Annotated in this window: 13 protein-coding genes; 7 read left to right on the forward strand and 6 right to left on the reverse strand. The window is 60.4% G+C overall.

Annotated features, from left to right (window positions below):
* Positions 1–130: 130 nt before the first annotated feature.
* Both QA644_RS11445 and QA644_RS11450 read right to left on the reverse strand, forming a co-directional pair.
* Complete coding sequence (locus QA644_RS11445) at positions 131–892, reverse strand: N-acetylmuramoyl-L-alanine amidase (RefSeq protein ID WP_194730041.1); 762 nt, start codon at positions 890–892, stop codon at positions 131–133.
* Complete coding sequence (locus QA644_RS11450; protein WP_039845360.1) at positions 889–1,596, reverse strand: DnaJ family molecular chaperone; 708 nt, start codon at positions 1,594–1,596, stop codon at positions 889–891. The genes QA644_RS11445 and QA644_RS11450 overlap by 4 nt, the downstream gene beginning before the upstream one ends.
* Positions 1,597–1,985: 389 nt before the next feature.
* On the opposite strand from QA644_RS11450, the gene QA644_RS11455 reads away from it, so the two are divergent.
* The 3 genes from QA644_RS11455 (at position 1,986) to QA644_RS11465 (ending at position 4,949) form a co-directional block, all read left to right on the forward strand.
* Complete coding sequence (locus QA644_RS11455) at positions 1,986–3,197, forward strand: pyrophosphate--fructose-6-phosphate 1-phosphotransferase (RefSeq protein ID WP_283068503.1); 1,212 nt, start codon at positions 1,986–1,988, stop codon at positions 3,195–3,197.
* Between the two features lie 58 nt (positions 3,198–3,255).
* Positions 3,256–3,891, forward strand: a complete 636-nt coding sequence (locus QA644_RS11460; protein WP_039845362.1) for a LysE family translocator — start codon at positions 3,256–3,258, stop codon at positions 3,889–3,891.
* A 113-nt stretch (positions 3,892–4,004) separates the two neighbouring features.
* Positions 4,005–4,949 carry a lytic transglycosylase domain-containing protein gene (locus QA644_RS11465; RefSeq protein ID WP_194730043.1) on the forward strand — a complete coding sequence of 315 codons (945 nt, stop codon included), beginning with the start codon at positions 4,005–4,007 and terminating at the stop codon, positions 4,947–4,949.
* 20 nt (positions 4,950–4,969) lie between these two features.
* Here QA644_RS11465 and QA644_RS11470 read toward each other — a convergent pair whose 3' ends face one another.
* Complete coding sequence (locus tag QA644_RS11470) at positions 4,970–6,352, reverse strand: serine hydrolase (RefSeq protein WP_194730044.1); 1,383 nt, start codon at positions 6,350–6,352, stop codon at positions 4,970–4,972.
* Between the two features lie 178 nt (positions 6,353–6,530).
* Between QA644_RS11470 and QA644_RS11475 the strand changes: the two genes are divergently transcribed.
* The 4 genes from QA644_RS11475 to QA644_RS11490 all read left to right on the forward strand — a co-directional run bounded on the left by QA644_RS11475 (position 6,531) and on the right by QA644_RS11490 (position 10,704).
* Positions 6,531–7,775, forward strand: a complete 1,245-nt coding sequence (locus QA644_RS11475) for a DUF3419 family protein (protein WP_194730045.1) — start codon at positions 6,531–6,533, stop codon at positions 7,773–7,775.
* Positions 7,772–8,455: a class I SAM-dependent methyltransferase gene (locus tag QA644_RS11480; RefSeq protein ID WP_239598166.1), complete on the forward strand. Its 684-nt coding sequence runs from the start codon at positions 7,772–7,774 to the stop codon at positions 8,453–8,455. Before QA644_RS11475 ends, QA644_RS11480 begins: the two co-directional genes overlap by 4 nt.
* Positions 8,456–8,572: 117 nt before the next feature.
* Positions 8,573–9,370 (forward strand): GH25 family lysozyme, encoded by a 798-nt coding sequence (locus tag QA644_RS11485; protein ID WP_283068507.1) that lies wholly within the window; start codon positions 8,573–8,575, stop codon positions 9,368–9,370.
* Between the two features lie 80 nt (positions 9,371–9,450).
* A complete protein-coding gene (locus tag QA644_RS11490) occupies positions 9,451–10,704 on the forward strand; it encodes a lytic murein transglycosylase (protein WP_074068943.1) in 1,254 nt (417 codons plus the stop codon).
* Between the two features lie 520 nt (positions 10,705–11,224).
* Here the strand turns inward: QA644_RS11490 and metF are convergent.
* The 3 genes from metF to ettA form a co-directional block, all read right to left on the reverse strand.
* The gene (gene metF / locus QA644_RS11495) at positions 11,225–12,127 is read right to left on the reverse strand and encodes a methylenetetrahydrofolate reductase [NAD(P)H] (RefSeq protein WP_283068510.1); all 903 of its coding nucleotides are present in this window, start codon (positions 12,125–12,127) and stop codon (positions 11,225–11,227) included.
* Between the two features lies 1 nt (position 12,128).
* Positions 12,129–13,145, reverse strand: a complete 1,017-nt coding sequence (locus tag QA644_RS11500; protein ID WP_283068512.1) for a metalloregulator ArsR/SmtB family transcription factor — start codon at positions 13,143–13,145, stop codon at positions 12,129–12,131.
* A gap of 165 nt (positions 13,146–13,310) precedes the next feature.
* Positions 13,311–14,960, reverse strand: coding sequence for an energy-dependent translational throttle protein EttA (ettA, locus tag QA644_RS11505; RefSeq protein ID WP_283068513.1), 1,650 nt, complete (start codon positions 14,958–14,960; stop codon positions 13,311–13,313).
* Positions 14,961–15,485: the final 525 nt, after the last annotated feature.

A 15,485-nucleotide genomic window follows, 5' to 3' on the forward strand; every position in this document is an offset into this window, starting at 1 on the left:
AAAACAGCCGCGAGCGCCGTTCAGCGACCGGGGTTAGACCATCGCAATGAGGAGATAATAGGGAAATGATGTGGCAGTGCAGCATTCAAGGTCGTTTGCGCAAAAACGTTGCTTGAGCGTCACACAGACGTCATGAATAACGCGGCAGCGCAGAGAGCAGCCGGTGCAGCGTGTCGATCGTCGAAAAGTCGGCAATGCCGTCGACGCGCTCCTGGCGGAAATGACGCTGGAAGGCCTCCACGTCGCCCGCCGTCCTCTCGGAGAATTCACCTGTGATTTCCGTGGCATAACCGTAAAGCGAGAGCATCGACTGCAGGGCTTCGACCGGTTGGCCGCAGTCGCCCCGCTGGAAGAAGCGCCCGCCGGTGATCGGCGCCGGTTCGACCCAGTGTCCTACCCCTGCGTGATGCAGTTCCGCCCACGGAAATTTCTCGCCCGGATCGACCTTGCGAATGGGTGCAACGTCCGAGTGCGCAAGCACCCTTTCCGGTGCGATCGACCAACGTTTGCCGCAATCACGACACAATTCAATCACCGCCGCAATCTGCTCTTTAGGGAAGTCCGGCAGGCCGCCCGGATGCCCGGCATTGGCGATTTCGATGCCGATGGATCGGGAATTGATATCCCCCTCGCCGTGCCAGCTGCCCTTGCCGGCATGCCACGCCCGACGCGCCTCCGCAACGAGCTGAACTACATCGCCGTTCTCGTGGACGAAATAGTGGCAGGAGACCTGGCTCTCCTCGCGACAGAGCCAATCGAGCGCCGAGCCCGGCGTCGGCATGCCCGTGTAATGAAGGATGATCATATCCGGTTTGCGCCCGTCCGCACGCTCGCCATGGTTCGGCGACGGCTGCACGCAAGCCTTGCGATAGTCGGCCTCGAACGAGGTCATGCGGCGCGGCGTTCCTTCTCGATCGTCGCATAGGCATCGTTGAGGGCAGCCATCCGCTCGTTGGCGATCGCGTGGAACTCCCTGGGCACGCCGCGCGAAATCAGCCGGTCGGGATGGTTCTCGCTGACAAGGCCGTGATAGCGGCGGCGGATCGTCGGGAAATCGTCGGAAGGCGAAACGCCGAGGACCTTGTAAGGGTCCCGGCCGATCGAAACATGGCGCGCCGCGATCTGCTCGAAACGTTCTTCGCTCATCTCGAAGATCTGGCCGATATGACGGAGGAAATTCATCTCCTTCTCATGGACCGCCCCGTCCGCCTTGGCGATGTGGAAGAGGCCGTCGAGCACGTCTTCCAGAACAGCGCAATTGGAGGCGCAGCTGACGCACAGTGAAGAAAGCTTCGCAGCATAGGCCTCGTAACCCGCGACATCCTGGCGCGCGAGATTGTAGAGGCGGGCAACGTTCTTCGCCTGGTCCTGCGGAAAGAAGAAAATATCGCGGAAAGCCCGGACTTCCTTCTCGCTGACGATCCCGTCGGCCTTCGCCATCTTGGCGGAAAGCGCGATGATGGCAACGGAGAACGCGACCTTGCGACGGGTCTCGGGATCACCCTCGAAAACCGTGCGGATCGCCTCGACGATCGCCGAGAGCAGGTTACCCGCAGCGTTGCCAACAGCATTCAACAGTTTTTCCCAGAAGGACATCGAAGTTTCTCGCATCGCAATATGAAAATACCTTCATCAAATAATCATAGCCATTGCAAGGCGGCGATTGGTCGTAGGATTGAAAACACTTTTCACAATTCGGTAATTGTCGCGCCTCTTATCAGGCGAGATACAGCATTCGCATGCGCACCTTTATGCGCCTTTCGGACAGGCTTCATTGCCTGCTCGAGATTTTCCACAGCGCGTCTCAGAAAGCAAATCGGGGCTTGAAACGATTAGATGCGTCCTTCTTGCCACCTTTCTTGCCTTGCCCGCCGGAGCCGCGCATTTTTCGTAAATTCTTTGCTTTACAGGCCTCTTTCCCTGCCGCATCCATGCGTTAGGTAAGCTGCATGCGACTACCCGCACAAAGCACTCAAGGAGGGAAAATGGCCAAACAGAAAGTAGCAATGCTGACCGCCGGAGGCCTGGCTCCCTGTCTTTCCTCTGCCGTCGGCGGCCTCATCGAGCGCTACAGCGACGTCGCGCCGGATGCCGAGCTCATTGCCTATAAATCCGGGTATCAGGGCGTGCTGCTTGGCGACAGAATCCAGATCAGCAAGGATATGCGCCAAAAGGCGCCGCTTCTCCACCGCTTCGGCGGCTCGCCGATCGGCAACAGCCGCGTCAAGCTCACCAATGCCGCCGATTGCGTCAAGCGCGGCTTAGTCAAGGAAGGTGAGAACCCGCTTCGCGTCGCCGCCGAACGCCTTGCCGATGACGGCGTCACCATCCTTCACACCATCGGCGGCGACGATACCAACACGACTGCTGCCGATCTCGCAGCCTATCTCGCTGCCAATAATTACGACCTTACCGTCGTCGGCCTGCCGAAGACGGTCGACAACGACGTCGTGCCGATCCGCCAGTCTCTGGGCGCCTGGACGGCGGCTGAAGTCGGTGCGCATTTCTTCGACAATGTGAGCAACGAGCAGAGTGCGGCGCCGCGCACGCTCGTCATCCACGAGGTCATGGGCCGCCACTGCGGCTGGCTGACGGCGGCGACCGCCCGGGCCTATCTCAGCCGTACGAAGAACTACGAATATGTCGACGGGATGATGATGAATGCGGGCCTGAAAAGCATCAATGCCGTCTATCTGCCGGAAACGGCTTTTGATCTGCAGGCCGAAGCCGAACGCCTCAAGGAGATCATGGACAAGACCGGCCATGCAACCGTCTTCGTCTCTGAAGGCGCCTGCCTCGATGCCATCGTCGCGGAGCGCGAGGCCGCCGGCGAGACCATCAAGCGCGATGCCTTCGGCCATGTTAAGATCGACACGATCAATGTCGGCGGCTGGTTCCAGAAACAGTTCGCCAACCTCGTCAATGCCGAGCGTTCGCTGGTCCAGAAATCCGGCTATTTCGCCCGCTCCGCGCCCGCCAATGCCGACGACCTCCGCCTCATCCACAGCATGGTTGACCTGGCTGTCGAAAGCGCCCTCAACAAGGTCTCCGGCGTCACTGGCCATGACGAAGGACAGGACGGCAAATTGCGCACCATCGAGTTCCCCCGCATCAAGGGCGGCAAGGCCTTCGATCTTTCGACCAGATGGTTCGCCGAAGTGATGGATACGATCGGACAAAAATACCAGGAAGCATGATTGACGCAGGGCTAATATGGTGTCTTTGCTTGTTTCCTAGGGATTAGGAGGAGATTCCATGTCGCTTGAAGCCTGGCTCGCTTTCGCCGCCGCATCCGCCATCATGCTTGCCATTCCGGGGCCGACCATCCTGCTCGTCGTGTCCTATGCGCTTGGCCATGGACGAAGGACGGCGCTGGCGACGGTGAGCGGCGTGGCGCTCGGCGATTTCACGGCGATGACGGCTTCCCTCTTCGGCCTCGGTGCGGTTCTGGCGGCATCGGCAATGCTCTTCACGGTGCTGAAGTGGATTGGCGGCGCCTACCTCATCTGGCTAGGCATCAAGCTTTGGCGCGCGCCGCTCATCACCGAACCGGTGGCCGACAACGACAACCTGCCGGAAGAGAAGTCGCTGAAGATCTTCCTGCACGCCTATATCGTGACGGCGCTCAATCCGAAGAGCATCGTCTTTTTCGTCGCCTTCGTTCCGCAATTCCTCAACCCCGCAAAGCCCTTCTTCGAACAGATGGTCATCATGGAGCTGACCTTCCTCGTTCTCGCCGCGATCAATGCTTCGACTTACGCACTTCTAGCGAATGCCGCACGCGGCCTCATCCGCAAGGCCAGCGTACAGCGCGCCGTCAATCGCACCGGCGGGACGTTATTGATCGCTGCAGGCGCCGTGACGGCCGGTTATCGCCGGATCGCCGCCTGACGATTTTCGCCGGGTTGCGGCGCAACAGCGAATAGGTTAATGGCAAATCAGGGTTCAGGGTCTCGATAAATTTTAAATGCTGCCAGGGCGGCGCGATTCACGAAAGTGACAGAATGGTAGCGAACGGATTTTCCGGCCTGAAACGCGGCCTTGTCGTGACGACAATGCTCTGCGGTATAGCCGGATGCTCGACGGTCGAGTACACGTCCCAGGCGGAATTGACCGCTGTGCAGAGCGTCGTTCCAACCCCGAAGCCTGGCGAAGATGCGATGATGATGGCCGCCGTACCGGCCGCCGACGGCACCAGCCATCCCGAAACCGCATTCGCAGCTTCCAACCCGCAGGCGACACCCGCTTTGACCGCCGCCGCAACGGCAATGCCGGCGACGGCAACGTCCGCCGATCCTGCCATGCAGCAAGCGATGACCGCGAGTGGCACACAGATTCCACTGACGCCGGAAATGACCGCGATCCAATCGGTCGTGCCGACCCCCCGTCCAGGCACTCCGGCATCGCCATCGAACCAGCTTGCCTTCGCAGCGACAGCGCCGCAGAGCGGCGCCCTGGCTGCCATCGCCTCCGTCGGCCCCACGCGGCGTTCGATGTCGGATTTCACCTTCGACGAGTCCGGTCCAATGGACCCGCCGGCCGCGCCGCCGATGTTCAGCGACAGCGACATTGATACGGCGCCGACCGCGGAAAAGAGCTTTATCAGCAAGCTGATCAGCAAATATTCGAAACTTTACGAAGTCCCCGAAACATTGATCCACCGCGTCGTGCACCGCGAAAGCCGTTACAATCCAAAGGCTTACAACAAGCGCGGTTATTTCGGCTTGATGCAGATCAAATACAATACGGCCAAATCGATGGGCTATGACGGCGCGCCCACCGGCCTTCTCGACGCCGAAACCAACATCAAATATGCCGCGAAATATCTGCGCGGCGCATGGCTCGTTTCCGACAACAAGGAAGAAGATGCCGTGAGGCTTTATGCGCGCGGCTATTATTACGATGCCAAGCGCAAAGGCATGACGAGTATTGCCCAGGGCAACTACTAAGCTTTCGCCTTCACGTACGCTCAACTGGCAGGCAGCGCGGCCAGCAGCTCTTTCAGCATAAGCTGCGGCTTGTAGCCGAGGCGGCCTGGCGTCAAGCCCATGCGGACGAAGACCAGATCGGCGGACGGCACGATCGCCATGCTTTGCCCGTCATGTCCTTCCAGCCAGAAGGTATCTTCCGGCAGCCCCGCTTCGGCGCTCGTATCTCCGCCGGGTGCTACGAGCCATGCCTGACCTTGCGTATATTTACCGCCCGACGATTGCGTCGGCGTTCGCATAGCCCTGGCAAACCCCTCCGGCAACAGCCGCTGACCGTTCCAGACGCCGTCCTGAAGCAGGAATTGCCCGAAACGCGCCCAATCGCGCGCCGTCGCGTAGAGATAGGAACTGCCTGCAAAGGTGCCACGGGCATCGACCTCCAGCACCGCGCTCGACATGCCGAGCGGCTTGAAAAGTGCCTCCCTCGGATAAGAGAAGGCCCCTTTCTGGTCGCCTACCCCATCCATCCAGATTCGCGACAATAGGACCGCCGTGCCGCTCGAATAACGGAAGCGTTCGCCGGGCTTTGCTTCGAACGGCGCATCGGCGGGCAACGAAACCATATCGGGGTCGAGATAGAGCATGCGCGTCACATCCGTGACATCGCCGTACTCCTCGTTGAAAGCCAGGCCGCTTTCCATGCCCAGCAGATCCCGGAGCCTGATCTGCGACCGTTCGTCATCCTTCCACTGCGGCAAAAGGTTGGTCGCGTTGAAATCCAACTTTCCATCGAGCATGGCGCGCCCGACGAGCGCCGCATTGACTGTCTTGGTCATCGACCAGCCAAGCAGGGGCGTTCTCGCATTAAAGCCTTCGCCGTAGCGCTCCGCCACGATCCGGTCGTTGTGAACGACGACCATCGCGCGCATTTGCGGACCGGCCAGCACGTCGTTTGCCAGCAGCGACGCAAGCGCTCCGTCGTTAGCTTCAGCAACGCTCTCGCCTTCCGGCCATAGTGCCGCGTTCTCCGGAACCATCTGCGGCGGCGTATCCGAAGGTGCCGCCTCGGCAGCAGCCTTGAAATTGCCGTCAGGCACGCTCGTGCAGCCGAACGCCCCCCGATAGAGCGCATATCCGGGTGCGAAGAGCCCCAGGATGCGCGCCGTCACATGCCCCTGATCCCGATCGACCGAAACCCTCACCAATCGCAGCAGCGGATTGCCCGGCGCCTGTACGTCGCCGTAGAGCACCGCTTGCGGGTCGCGTCCTGCCAAAAAGACATTCGAGCAGACGATCTTCGCCGCATATCCGTCACCCACGCGCAACAGCTCCGGCGGATTGACGTATAGCCAGGTCCCGCCTCCGATGACGATGACAACGGAAGCAGTGGCGAGTGCCTTCACGATACGCAGAACAAATCGCATGTCATAGCCTCCACGAATGGAGAAAAGCAGGAAATCTCTTCACAAAAAAGAGCACAAGAAGGCGAGTGCCGTTTCCTGCCAGGCAATTCCTGTGGAAATCGATACCCACAGTCTGCGTCATCAAACTGTAGCAGGGACGCGCTACACGCCCTGAACGCAAAAAGGGTGACAGACTCATATGACGGAATTTGCACCGGATACCGGCTTCCGCAAGAACCGGAAACTCAAGGACGCTCTTCTCCGCCACAAGGCATTTTCCAAGGACGGCTTTTCGGAACGGCTTTTCGGCCTGCTCTTTTCCGGCCTCGTCTATCCGCAGATCTGGGAGGATCCGGATCTCGACATGCAGGCAATGGAACTGCAGCCGCATCACCGCATCGTCACGATCGGCTCGGGCGGCTGCAACATGCTCGCCTATCTCTCCAAGGCGCCGGCCTCCATCGATGTGGTCGACCTCAACCCGCACCATATCGCGCTCAACCGCCTGAAGCTTGCTGCCTTCAAGCATCTTCCCGGCCATACCGACCTGGTACGCTTCCTCGCCATGCCCAACGAGCGCTCGAACAGCCAGGCCTTCGACCACTTCCTGTCGTCCAAGCTCGATGAGACGACACGCGCCTATTGGAACGGCCGCAAGTTCGGCCGCCGCCGCGTCACCGTCTTCAACCGCAATTTCTATGAGACCGGCCTGCTCGGCCGCTTCATCGGCGCGGCCCATCTGCTCGCCCGCCTGCACGGCGTCGATCTCAAAGAGATGACAAAGACCCGCTCTATCCGCGAACAGCGCCAGTTCTTCGACGAGCAGGTTGCGCCCCTCTTCGAAAAGCCGGTGGTGCGCTGGATTACAGGGCGCAAGAGCTCGCTTTTCGGTCTTGGCATTCCGCCGCAGCAATATGACGAACTTGCCAGCCTCGCCGCCGATCAGTCGATCGCACCGGTGCTGAAGCATCGCCTCGAAAAGCTCGCCTGCCATTTTCCGATGAGCGAAAACTATTTCGCCTGGCAGGCATTTGGTCGCCGGTATGCCTCCGATGACGAAGGCCCGCTGCCGACCTATCTGAAGCGGGAGCACTACGAGGTGATCCGCGCCAATGTCGATCGCGTCAACGTCCATCACGCAAGCTTCACCGAGCTTCTCGCCAAGGAACCCGCCGCCTCTCGCGACCGTTATATCCTGCTCGACGCGCAGGACTGGATGACGGACCAGCAGCTGAACGAGCTCTGGGCGGAGATTACCCGCACCGCCCGCCCCGGCGCCCGCGTCATCTTCCGCACGGCGGCCGAAAAAAGCGTCATCGAGGGCCGTCTTTCCCCGGCGATCCGCGAACAATGGGAATATTTCGAGGAGAAGTCCCGAGATATGACCGCACTCGACCGTTCGGCCATCTATGGCGGCTTCCACATTTACGGAAAAAAGGCGTGACCGAAATCCGCACCATCGTGGACGAGAAAAACGAAAAGCATGCCAATCTTATGGACGGCATGTATCGCTACCAGCGCCATATCTACGATCTGACGCGCAAATACTACCTGCTCGGCCGCGACCGTACGATCCGCAATCTGGACGTCCCGGAAGGCGGCACGCTGCTCGAAGTCGGCTGCGGCACCGGCCGCAACCTGGTGCTCGCACACCGGCTGTTTTCCGGCGCGAGGCTCTATGGCCTCGACATTTCGCAGGAAATGCTGATTTCGGCGCGTAAGACATTCGCCACGAAGGCCGCGGTTGCCGATTTTCGCGTTGCCGACGCGACCGCCTTTACCCCACGGGACTTCGGTGTCGGCGGCTTCGACCGGGTTCTCATTTCCTATGCGCTCTCGATGATTCCCGATTGGGAACGCGCCGTCGATGCCGCAATCGCCGCATTGAACCCCGGCGGGCAGCTGCACATCGTTGATTTCGGCCAGCAGGAGGGCCTGCCGGCCTGGTTCAGGGCGGTGCTGAAGTCATGGCTTGCAAAATTTCACGTCACGCCTCGCGCCGATCTGCGCGAGGTGCTGGAAGCGCAAGCCCATGAAAACAACGCGACATTGTCGTTCGAGACGATCGGCCGCGGCTATGCCTGGCGGGCAGCAATCATCGCCCGGCCTTCACAATTCACTTGAAACTAACCGATTTTTTACGTTGATATGTTGAAAGAGGGGGGATTCCTCTACTGAAACTCGTCTTTCGAAGGTCAAGCTGTGGGGCAAGTCGATCATTCGGTCCACGACGGGACATTTATGCGCCGGATTTTGATTTGTGTATTGCCATTGGCTATCATGTTGGCCGGCTGTACTTCATCGGGATATGATTATCTTGAGACCGCATCCATAAAACCGAAGACCCGCTTCAAGGATACCGACCCGCAGGATTTCGGGGCGAAGCATCCGCATCGGAACGAGGTTCACGGCATCGACATCTCCAAGTGGCAGGGCGATATCGATTGGCAGACGGTGAAAACCTCGGGCGTCGCCTTTGCCTTCATCAAGGCGACCGAGGGCAAGGATCGGTTCGACCCGCGCTTCAATGAATACTGGCAGCGCGCCCGCGCCGTCGGCATCCCCCATGCGCCGTATCATTTCTATTATTTCTGCTCTTCGGCCGATGAGCAGGCCGACTGGTTCATCCAGAACGTCCCGCAGGAATCGATGCGCCTGCCCCCGGTCCTGGACGTCGAATGGAACGGCGAATCGAAGACCTGCCGCTTCCGGCCGGACCCGGCGACCGTCCGCGCTCAGATGCAGCGCTTCATGGACCGCCTCGAAGCCTATTACGGCAAGCGGCCGATCATCTATACATCGGTCGATTTCCACCGCGACAATCTGCAGGGTTATTTCCAGGACTATCACTTCTGGGTCCGCTCGGTGGCCGCGCACCCGGAAGTCACCTATGCCGACCGCCGCTGGGCCTTCTGGCAGTACACGTCGACCGGTGTGATCCCCGGCATCAAGGGCCCCGCAGACATCAATGTGTTTGCGGGCTCCTCAAAGAACTGGGCCAACTGGGTGGCTTCCGTTTCTAAGGACAGAAATTCTTAGTAACGTCCGCCGATCTTTCTTGCTTCCGTCACATTCATCTGTGAAAGCAACGGACATATTTCGGATATAAGGACGAACTCATGCACCGCTCGCTTAGAAGCCGCTCTGCACTTGCTCTTTTGTTTGCAATCACCGCGGCAACCACGGCATTGGCTCAGCAGCAGGCAATGGCTCCGGCGGCCTCCCCGCCACCGGCGGCAACGCCTCAGGCTCCTCCCGTGGCTTGCGCCGGCGATCTTGCCGAATTTCTGGCTGGCGTGAAGGCCGATGCAATCGCCGCCGGCGCCTCCGCCGAAGCTGCCGACAAGGCGCTCGCCGGCGCGCAGATCGATCCCAAGGTTCTGAGCCGCGACCGCGCGCAGGGCGTCTTCAAGCAGACCTTCCTCGAGTTTTCGCAGCGTACCGTCAGCCAGGCCCGTCTCGATATCGGCCGCCAGAAGCTGAAACAGTTCGCAGACGTCTTCGCCAGGGCCGAGCAGGACTATGGTGTCGCCCCGGGCGTCATCACCGCCTTCTGGGCAATGGAAACGGACTTCGGCGCGGTTCAGGGCGATTTCAATACGCGCAACGCGCTCGTCACGCTGGCGCATGACTGCCGCCGTCCCGAACTCTTCCGCCCGCAATTGATCGCGCTCATCGAAATGGTTCAGCACGGCGACCTTGACCCGGCGACCAATACCGGCGCATGGGCGGGCGAAATCGGCCAGGTGCAGATGCTTCCGCGCGACATCGTCGCCTACGGCATGGACGGCGACGGCGATGGCCATGTGCGGCTGAAGGAGAGCGGCCCGGACGCCATCCTGACGGCTGCGAAGTTCATCCAGCATCTCGGCTTCAAGCGCGGCCAGCCCTGGCTGCAGGAAGTCACCCTGCCCGACAACCTTCCCTGGGAAAAATCGGGCCTCGGGGGCACCATGACGGCGGGCGAATGGTTTGCACTCGGTGTCCAACCGCGTGACGGCAACACCAGCTTCGGCAATCTGGAGGGTGACCTCGTTCTCCCGCAGGGCCGTCACGGACCGGCCTTCATCGCCTACCCGAACTTCAAGATCTATCTCGAGTGGAACAAGTCGTTCATCTACACGACCTCGGCCGCCTATTTCGCCACCCGCTTTGGCGGTGCGCAGCCCTATCTCAAGGGGACGCCGGAACAGGGCCTTGCGAATGACCAGATGAAGCAGTTGCAGACCAAACTGCAGTCGAAGGGCCACGATGTCGGTCAGATCGACGGCATCCTGGGTTCCGGCACCCGTGTCGCGATCCAGAAGGAGCAGCAGCGTCTCGGAATGCCCGCCGATGGCTGGGCGACGCCCGGCCTGCTGAGCGCGCTGTGATCAATCCATTTTCGTGAAGGCCGGCCCATTCGATCGCGTCCCGGAAAATGCCGGGGCGCGATTTCGATTTCCCGCATCATATCAGCAGCTTCCGGTCATGGCTTTATGTAGCCATCGCCGTTAACGGGCCAATCGCCCAATTTAACGCACGGTTAAAATGTGTGAATAAAATTCCATCGTGATTTGGCAATTAATTCCAATTGCTTAGCCGATCAGAACGTGGCTCATCCGCAGTCCACCGCTGCGCTGCAGCATAGAATCCGCTTTCCACGCGACACAATTCAGACATATTATATGCTGGTTAACGCGAGGAGGCAGACATGGGTATCACACGATCCTTGAATGTCCTGTTGGTCAGTGCAGCGTTCGCGTTCGTCTTGTCCATGCTCTTCATTTGAGCGGTCGGCGAACCCTATGACTGGAATACCTAGCTCCTGACAAGCTAACAGTTCAGCCAATTAAAAAGCGCATGTCACCGCCAGACATGCGCTTTTTTATTCGATGCCGATTGCCGCCGCTCTCAGGCAGCGGCGCCCGCTGCCCTCTTTGCGCCCTCGCGCCTGAGGCCGAGATTGGTGAGCACGGCTGAAACCAACGGCGAGCGGTTCATCGTATAGAGATGAAACTCGTCCAGCCCGCGGCGGACAAGATCCTCGATCTGCTCGACGGCGACATCGACGGCAACCTTCGCCCGCTCCTCCACCTTGTCGTCGAGACCGGCAAAGCGCTCGTCGAGAAAGGCCGGGATCACCGTGCCGCATGCGCTGGCAAATCGCTTCAGCTGCGTCAGGTTCTGGATCGGCATGATGCCGGGAACGATCGGGATTTTGACGCCTGCGGCCCGCACCTTCTCCAGGTAGCGCTCGAAATTGTCGTTGTCGAAGAAGAATTGCGTCAACGCGCGGTCCGCGCCGTTGTCGGCCTTTCGCTTCAGCATGTCGATATCGGCCGCCACGTCCCGGCTCTCCGGATGTTTCTCCGGATAGGCGGACACCGAAATCTCGAAATCGCCGATCTCGCGAAGGCCGGCCACGAGTTCGGCCGCATTGGCGTAGCCGCTCGGATGAGGCTGGTAAGGCACCCCCGCCCCGCCCGGCGCATCGCCGCGCAACGCCACGAAGTGCTTCACGCCAGCCTTGCGGAAATGGTCGATCACTTGGTGCGTTTCTTCCTTCGTGGCGCCCACGCAGGTGAGATGCGACGCAGTCGCAAGCGGCGTTTCGTTGAGGAACCGCGTCACGGCCGTCAGCGTCGGTGCCTTCGTGGTACCGCCAGCGCCATAGGTCACCGAGACAAAATCCGGATCCCAGCTCTGCAGCTCGGCCACGGTCTTCCAGAGCTGACCTTCCATCTCCTCCGACTTCGGCGGGAAAAATTCGAAGGAAATGCCGATATTGCGGCGGTCTCCGGTGTTCAATGCCATATCATACCTCCCCGGCCAATACTGTTTCGGCGCCTTCGGATGCAATGAGGCGCCTCGGATCGCGCGCAAGCCAGATCGTGACCGTAAGCCCCTTCTCGCCCGGCTGACCCGGATGAAGATCGACGGTCTGCTCCACATCGAGCCCCGTCTTGCGCAGCCAGTCGGTCAGCGACTGATGCGAGAAACCAAGGCGGACATGCGCGTGCTCGTCGCGAAGATATTCGAGCCCATGCGGCGCAAGGTCGATGACCATGAGACGCCCACCAGGTGCCAGCATCCGCGCCGCCTCGGCGATCGCGATTTCCGGCTGATCGAAGAAGTGCAAAACCTGATGAATGGTGACGAGATCGAAATCCTGTCCCTCGAACGGCAGGTTCAGGATGTCGGCATGCCGCACCGAAGCCTTGGTGATGCCCGCCCTGTCGAGATTGGCGCGGGCGACGCTCAGCATGTCACGGCTGGCATCGACGCCGATCGCCCGGCGATAGAGCCCGGAAAGCAGCTCCAGCATGCGGCCGGTCCCCGTGCCGAGATCGAGCAGCGAATAGACCGGCTGGTTACCGAGCAGCTTGATGACCGCGGCATCCACCTCTTCGTCGGCGGCATGGAGGCGCCGAAGCTCGTCCCATTCGGCGGCGTTGCGGCTGAAATAGGCCTGCGCCCGCTCTGCCCGCTGACGCTTCACGGCTAAAAGCCGCTCGCCATCGCGCAGGATCACCGGGTCGTTCTGGGACGCGTGTGTTAGCAGCACGCGCACCAGCGCCGCCGCCTTGCCGTCCTGCCTCAGCCGGAAATAGGCCCAGGCACCCTCCTGATAGCGATCGATGAGGTCGGCCTCACCGAGCAGCTTCAGGTGCCGCGAAATGCGAGGCTGAGACTGTCCGAGAATTTCCGTAAGATCGGTCACCGTCAGGTCGCCAGCGGCAAGAAGCGCGAGAAGCCGCAGGCGCGTCGGCTCACCGGCCGCCTTCAAGACGTCCACCAGCGCATCCAATCCAAGCCTCACAGCTTCAGCCATATCCCGACCCAATCAACATATAAAGATATCTTTATGTGATTTGAGAAGGCCTGGCAAGCAGGAATCCGCTCTGTTCACGAAATTCACTGCTCTGAAAGCGACCGGCAAAAATACAAAAACCCCGGCGCTTGCCGGGGCTTCTGATCCAAGAGACAGCGCTGACGATCAGCGCGTCAGGCGCTTGTAGGTCACCCGCTTCGGATTGACCGAATCCACGCCGAGGCGGCGCATCTTGTCCTGCTCGTAATCTTCGAAGTTGCCTTCGAACCATTCGACATGGCTGTCGCCTTCGAAGGCGAGGATATGCGTTGCAAGCCGGTCGAGGAACATGCGGTCGTGGCTGATGATAACGGCGCAGCCAGCGAAGTTTTCGAGCGCGTCCTCGAGCGCGGCCAGCGTTTCCGTATCGAGATCGTTGGTCGGTTCGTCGAGGAGGATGACGTTGCCGCCGGCCTTTAGCATCTTGGCAAGATGGACGCGGTTGCGCTGGCCGCCGGAAAGCGTGCCGACCTTCTGCTGCTGGTCGCCGCCCTTGAAGTTGAAGGCGCCGCAATAGGCGCGCGAATTCACTTCGTGCTTGCCGAGCTTGATGATGTCGTTGCCGGCGGAGATCTCTTCCCAAACGGTCTTGTTGCCGTTGAGCGCATCACGGCTCTGGTCGACATAGCCGAGATCGACGGTATCGCCGATGCGGATTTCGCCGCTGTCGGGCTTTTCCTGGCCGGTGATCATGCGAAAGAGCGTCGTCTTGCCGGCACCGTTCGGGCCGATGACGCCGACGATGCCGCCCGGCGGCAGCTTGAAGCTCAGGTTCTCGATCAGGACGGTATCGTCATATCCCTTGGTGAGGTTCTCGGCCTCGATGACGACCTGGCCGAGACGCTCACCGACCGGGATGACGATCTGGGAATCGCCGGGACGGCGGTCGGCAGCTGCCGCCACCAGTTCGTCATAAGCGCGGATACGCGCCTTCGACTTTGCCTGACGCGCTTTCGGGCTGGAGGCAATCCATTCCTGCTCACGAGACAGAGCCTTCTGGCGGGAGGCTTCTTCGCGGCCCTCCTGCTGCATGCGCTTCGCTTTCGCTTGCAGATAAGCCGAATAATTGCCCTCATAGGGAATGCCGCGGCCGCGGTCGAGCTCGAGGATCCAGCCGGTGACATTGTCCAGGAAGTAGCGGTCGTGGGTGATCATTAGCACGGAACCCGGATATTCGCGCAGGTGCTTTTCGAGCCAGGCGATCGTCTCGGCGTCGAGGTGGTTCGTCGGTTCATCGAGAAGCAGCAGGTCCGGCTGGGCAAGCAGCAGGCGGCAGAGCGCCACGCGGCGCTTTTCGCCGCCCGAAAGGTTGTCGACCGAAGCATCGCCCGGCGGGCAGCGCAGCGCGTCCATCGCCATCTCGACCTGGTTTTCCAGGTCCCAGAGGTTCTGGCTGTCGATGATGTCCTGGAGCTTCGCACCCTCTTCCGCCGTCTCGTCGGAATAGTTCATCATCAGCTCGTTGTAGCGGTCGAGGATCGCCTTCTTGGAGGCCACACCTTCCATGACGTTTTCGAGCACCGTCTTCGACGCATCGAGCTGCGGCTCCTGCGCCAGGAAGCCGAGCGTTGCGCCCTCGGCGAGCCAGGCTTCGCCGGTATATTCCTTGTCGAGGCCGGCCATGATGCGCAGGACGGTGGACTTACCGGCGCCGTTCGGGCCGAGGATACCGATCTTGGCGTCGGGGTAGAAGGAAAGGTGGATGTTCTCCAGCACCTTCTTGTTGCCATAGGCCTTGTTGAGGCCGGCCATATGATAGATGAACTGACGTGCCATTATGCGCTGCTCCGGGCGGAAACTTGAAAACCGTGGCCGCTATGTAGGCGAAAGCCGGCTTTCGGGCAACGCCGAAACCGGCTTTCTCTACGGCAATCGATTTGGTTCCGTTCGAAAAGCAAGGGATTTGCCTGATCTCGTCAGGCTTTCCGCCCAGTCGCATGAAATAGCCGAGCCATCGCACGGTATGGGTCACGAAGCGAAGCACGCGCTCAAGCGCGATGAGCTCGGCTGCGAGCGCGCCGTCAAAGGTCTGCTCATCAAGATGATCGGAAAACACGCGGACCCCTCGCCATTGGCAGTCGGCAAAGCCACAGGCCTCCATTTGCTGAACAACCGCCGAAGGATCGTCACCGCGCGTTCTAATTCCAAGGTTGCCCATGCTGGCTGCCGCGCCGGTTTCGATCAATTCCCTTGCCGTCGCGTAGTCTCCACGCAGCGCTTGCCGGAAACCGCCAGAGAGTGCGTTTTTCGTCAAGATGCTAAGCAGCCCGCCGCGTTTCACATGGCTTGCCAATTTTCGGA

Origin of the sequence: Rhizobium sp. CC1099 (assembly GCF_029714385.1) — a bacterium.
Classification (GTDB): domain Bacteria; phylum Pseudomonadota; class Alphaproteobacteria; order Rhizobiales; family Rhizobiaceae; genus Rhizobium.

Coding starts and splice junctions, on each gene's coding strand:
- QA644_RS11485 (WP_283068507.1), top strand. CDS start 8,573: ATGCGCCGGATTTTGATTTGTGTATTGCCATTGGCTATCATGTTGGCC.
- QA644_RS11455 (WP_283068503.1), top strand. CDS start 1,986: ATGGCCAAACAGAAAGTAGCAATGCTGACCGCCGGAGGCCTGGCTCCC.
- QA644_RS11450 (WP_039845360.1), bottom strand. CDS start 1,596: ATGTCCTTCTGGGAAAAACTGTTGAATGCTGTTGGCAACGCTGCGGGT.
- QA644_RS11470 (WP_194730044.1), bottom strand. CDS start 6,352: ATGCGATTTGTTCTGCGTATCGTGAAGGCACTCGCCACTGCTTCCGTT.
- QA644_RS11500 (WP_283068512.1), bottom strand. CDS start 13,145: ATGGCTGAAGCTGTGAGGCTTGGATTGGATGCGCTGGTGGACGTCTTG.
- QA644_RS11460 (WP_039845362.1), top strand. CDS start 3,256: ATGTCGCTTGAAGCCTGGCTCGCTTTCGCCGCCGCATCCGCCATCATG.
- ettA (WP_283068513.1), bottom strand. CDS start 14,960: ATGGCACGTCAGTTCATCTATCATATGGCCGGCCTCAACAAGGCCTAT.
- QA644_RS11465 (WP_194730043.1), top strand. CDS start 4,005: ATGGTAGCGAACGGATTTTCCGGCCTGAAACGCGGCCTTGTCGTGACG.
- QA644_RS11475 (WP_194730045.1), top strand. CDS start 6,531: ATGACGGAATTTGCACCGGATACCGGCTTCCGCAAGAACCGGAAACTC.
- QA644_RS11490 (WP_074068943.1), top strand. CDS start 9,451: ATGCACCGCTCGCTTAGAAGCCGCTCTGCACTTGCTCTTTTGTTTGCA.
- metF (WP_283068510.1), bottom strand. CDS start 12,127: ATGGCATTGAACACCGGAGACCGCCGCAATATCGGCATTTCCTTCGAA.
- QA644_RS11445 (WP_194730041.1), bottom strand. CDS start 892: ATGACCTCGTTCGAGGCCGACTATCGCAAGGCTTGCGTGCAGCCGTCG.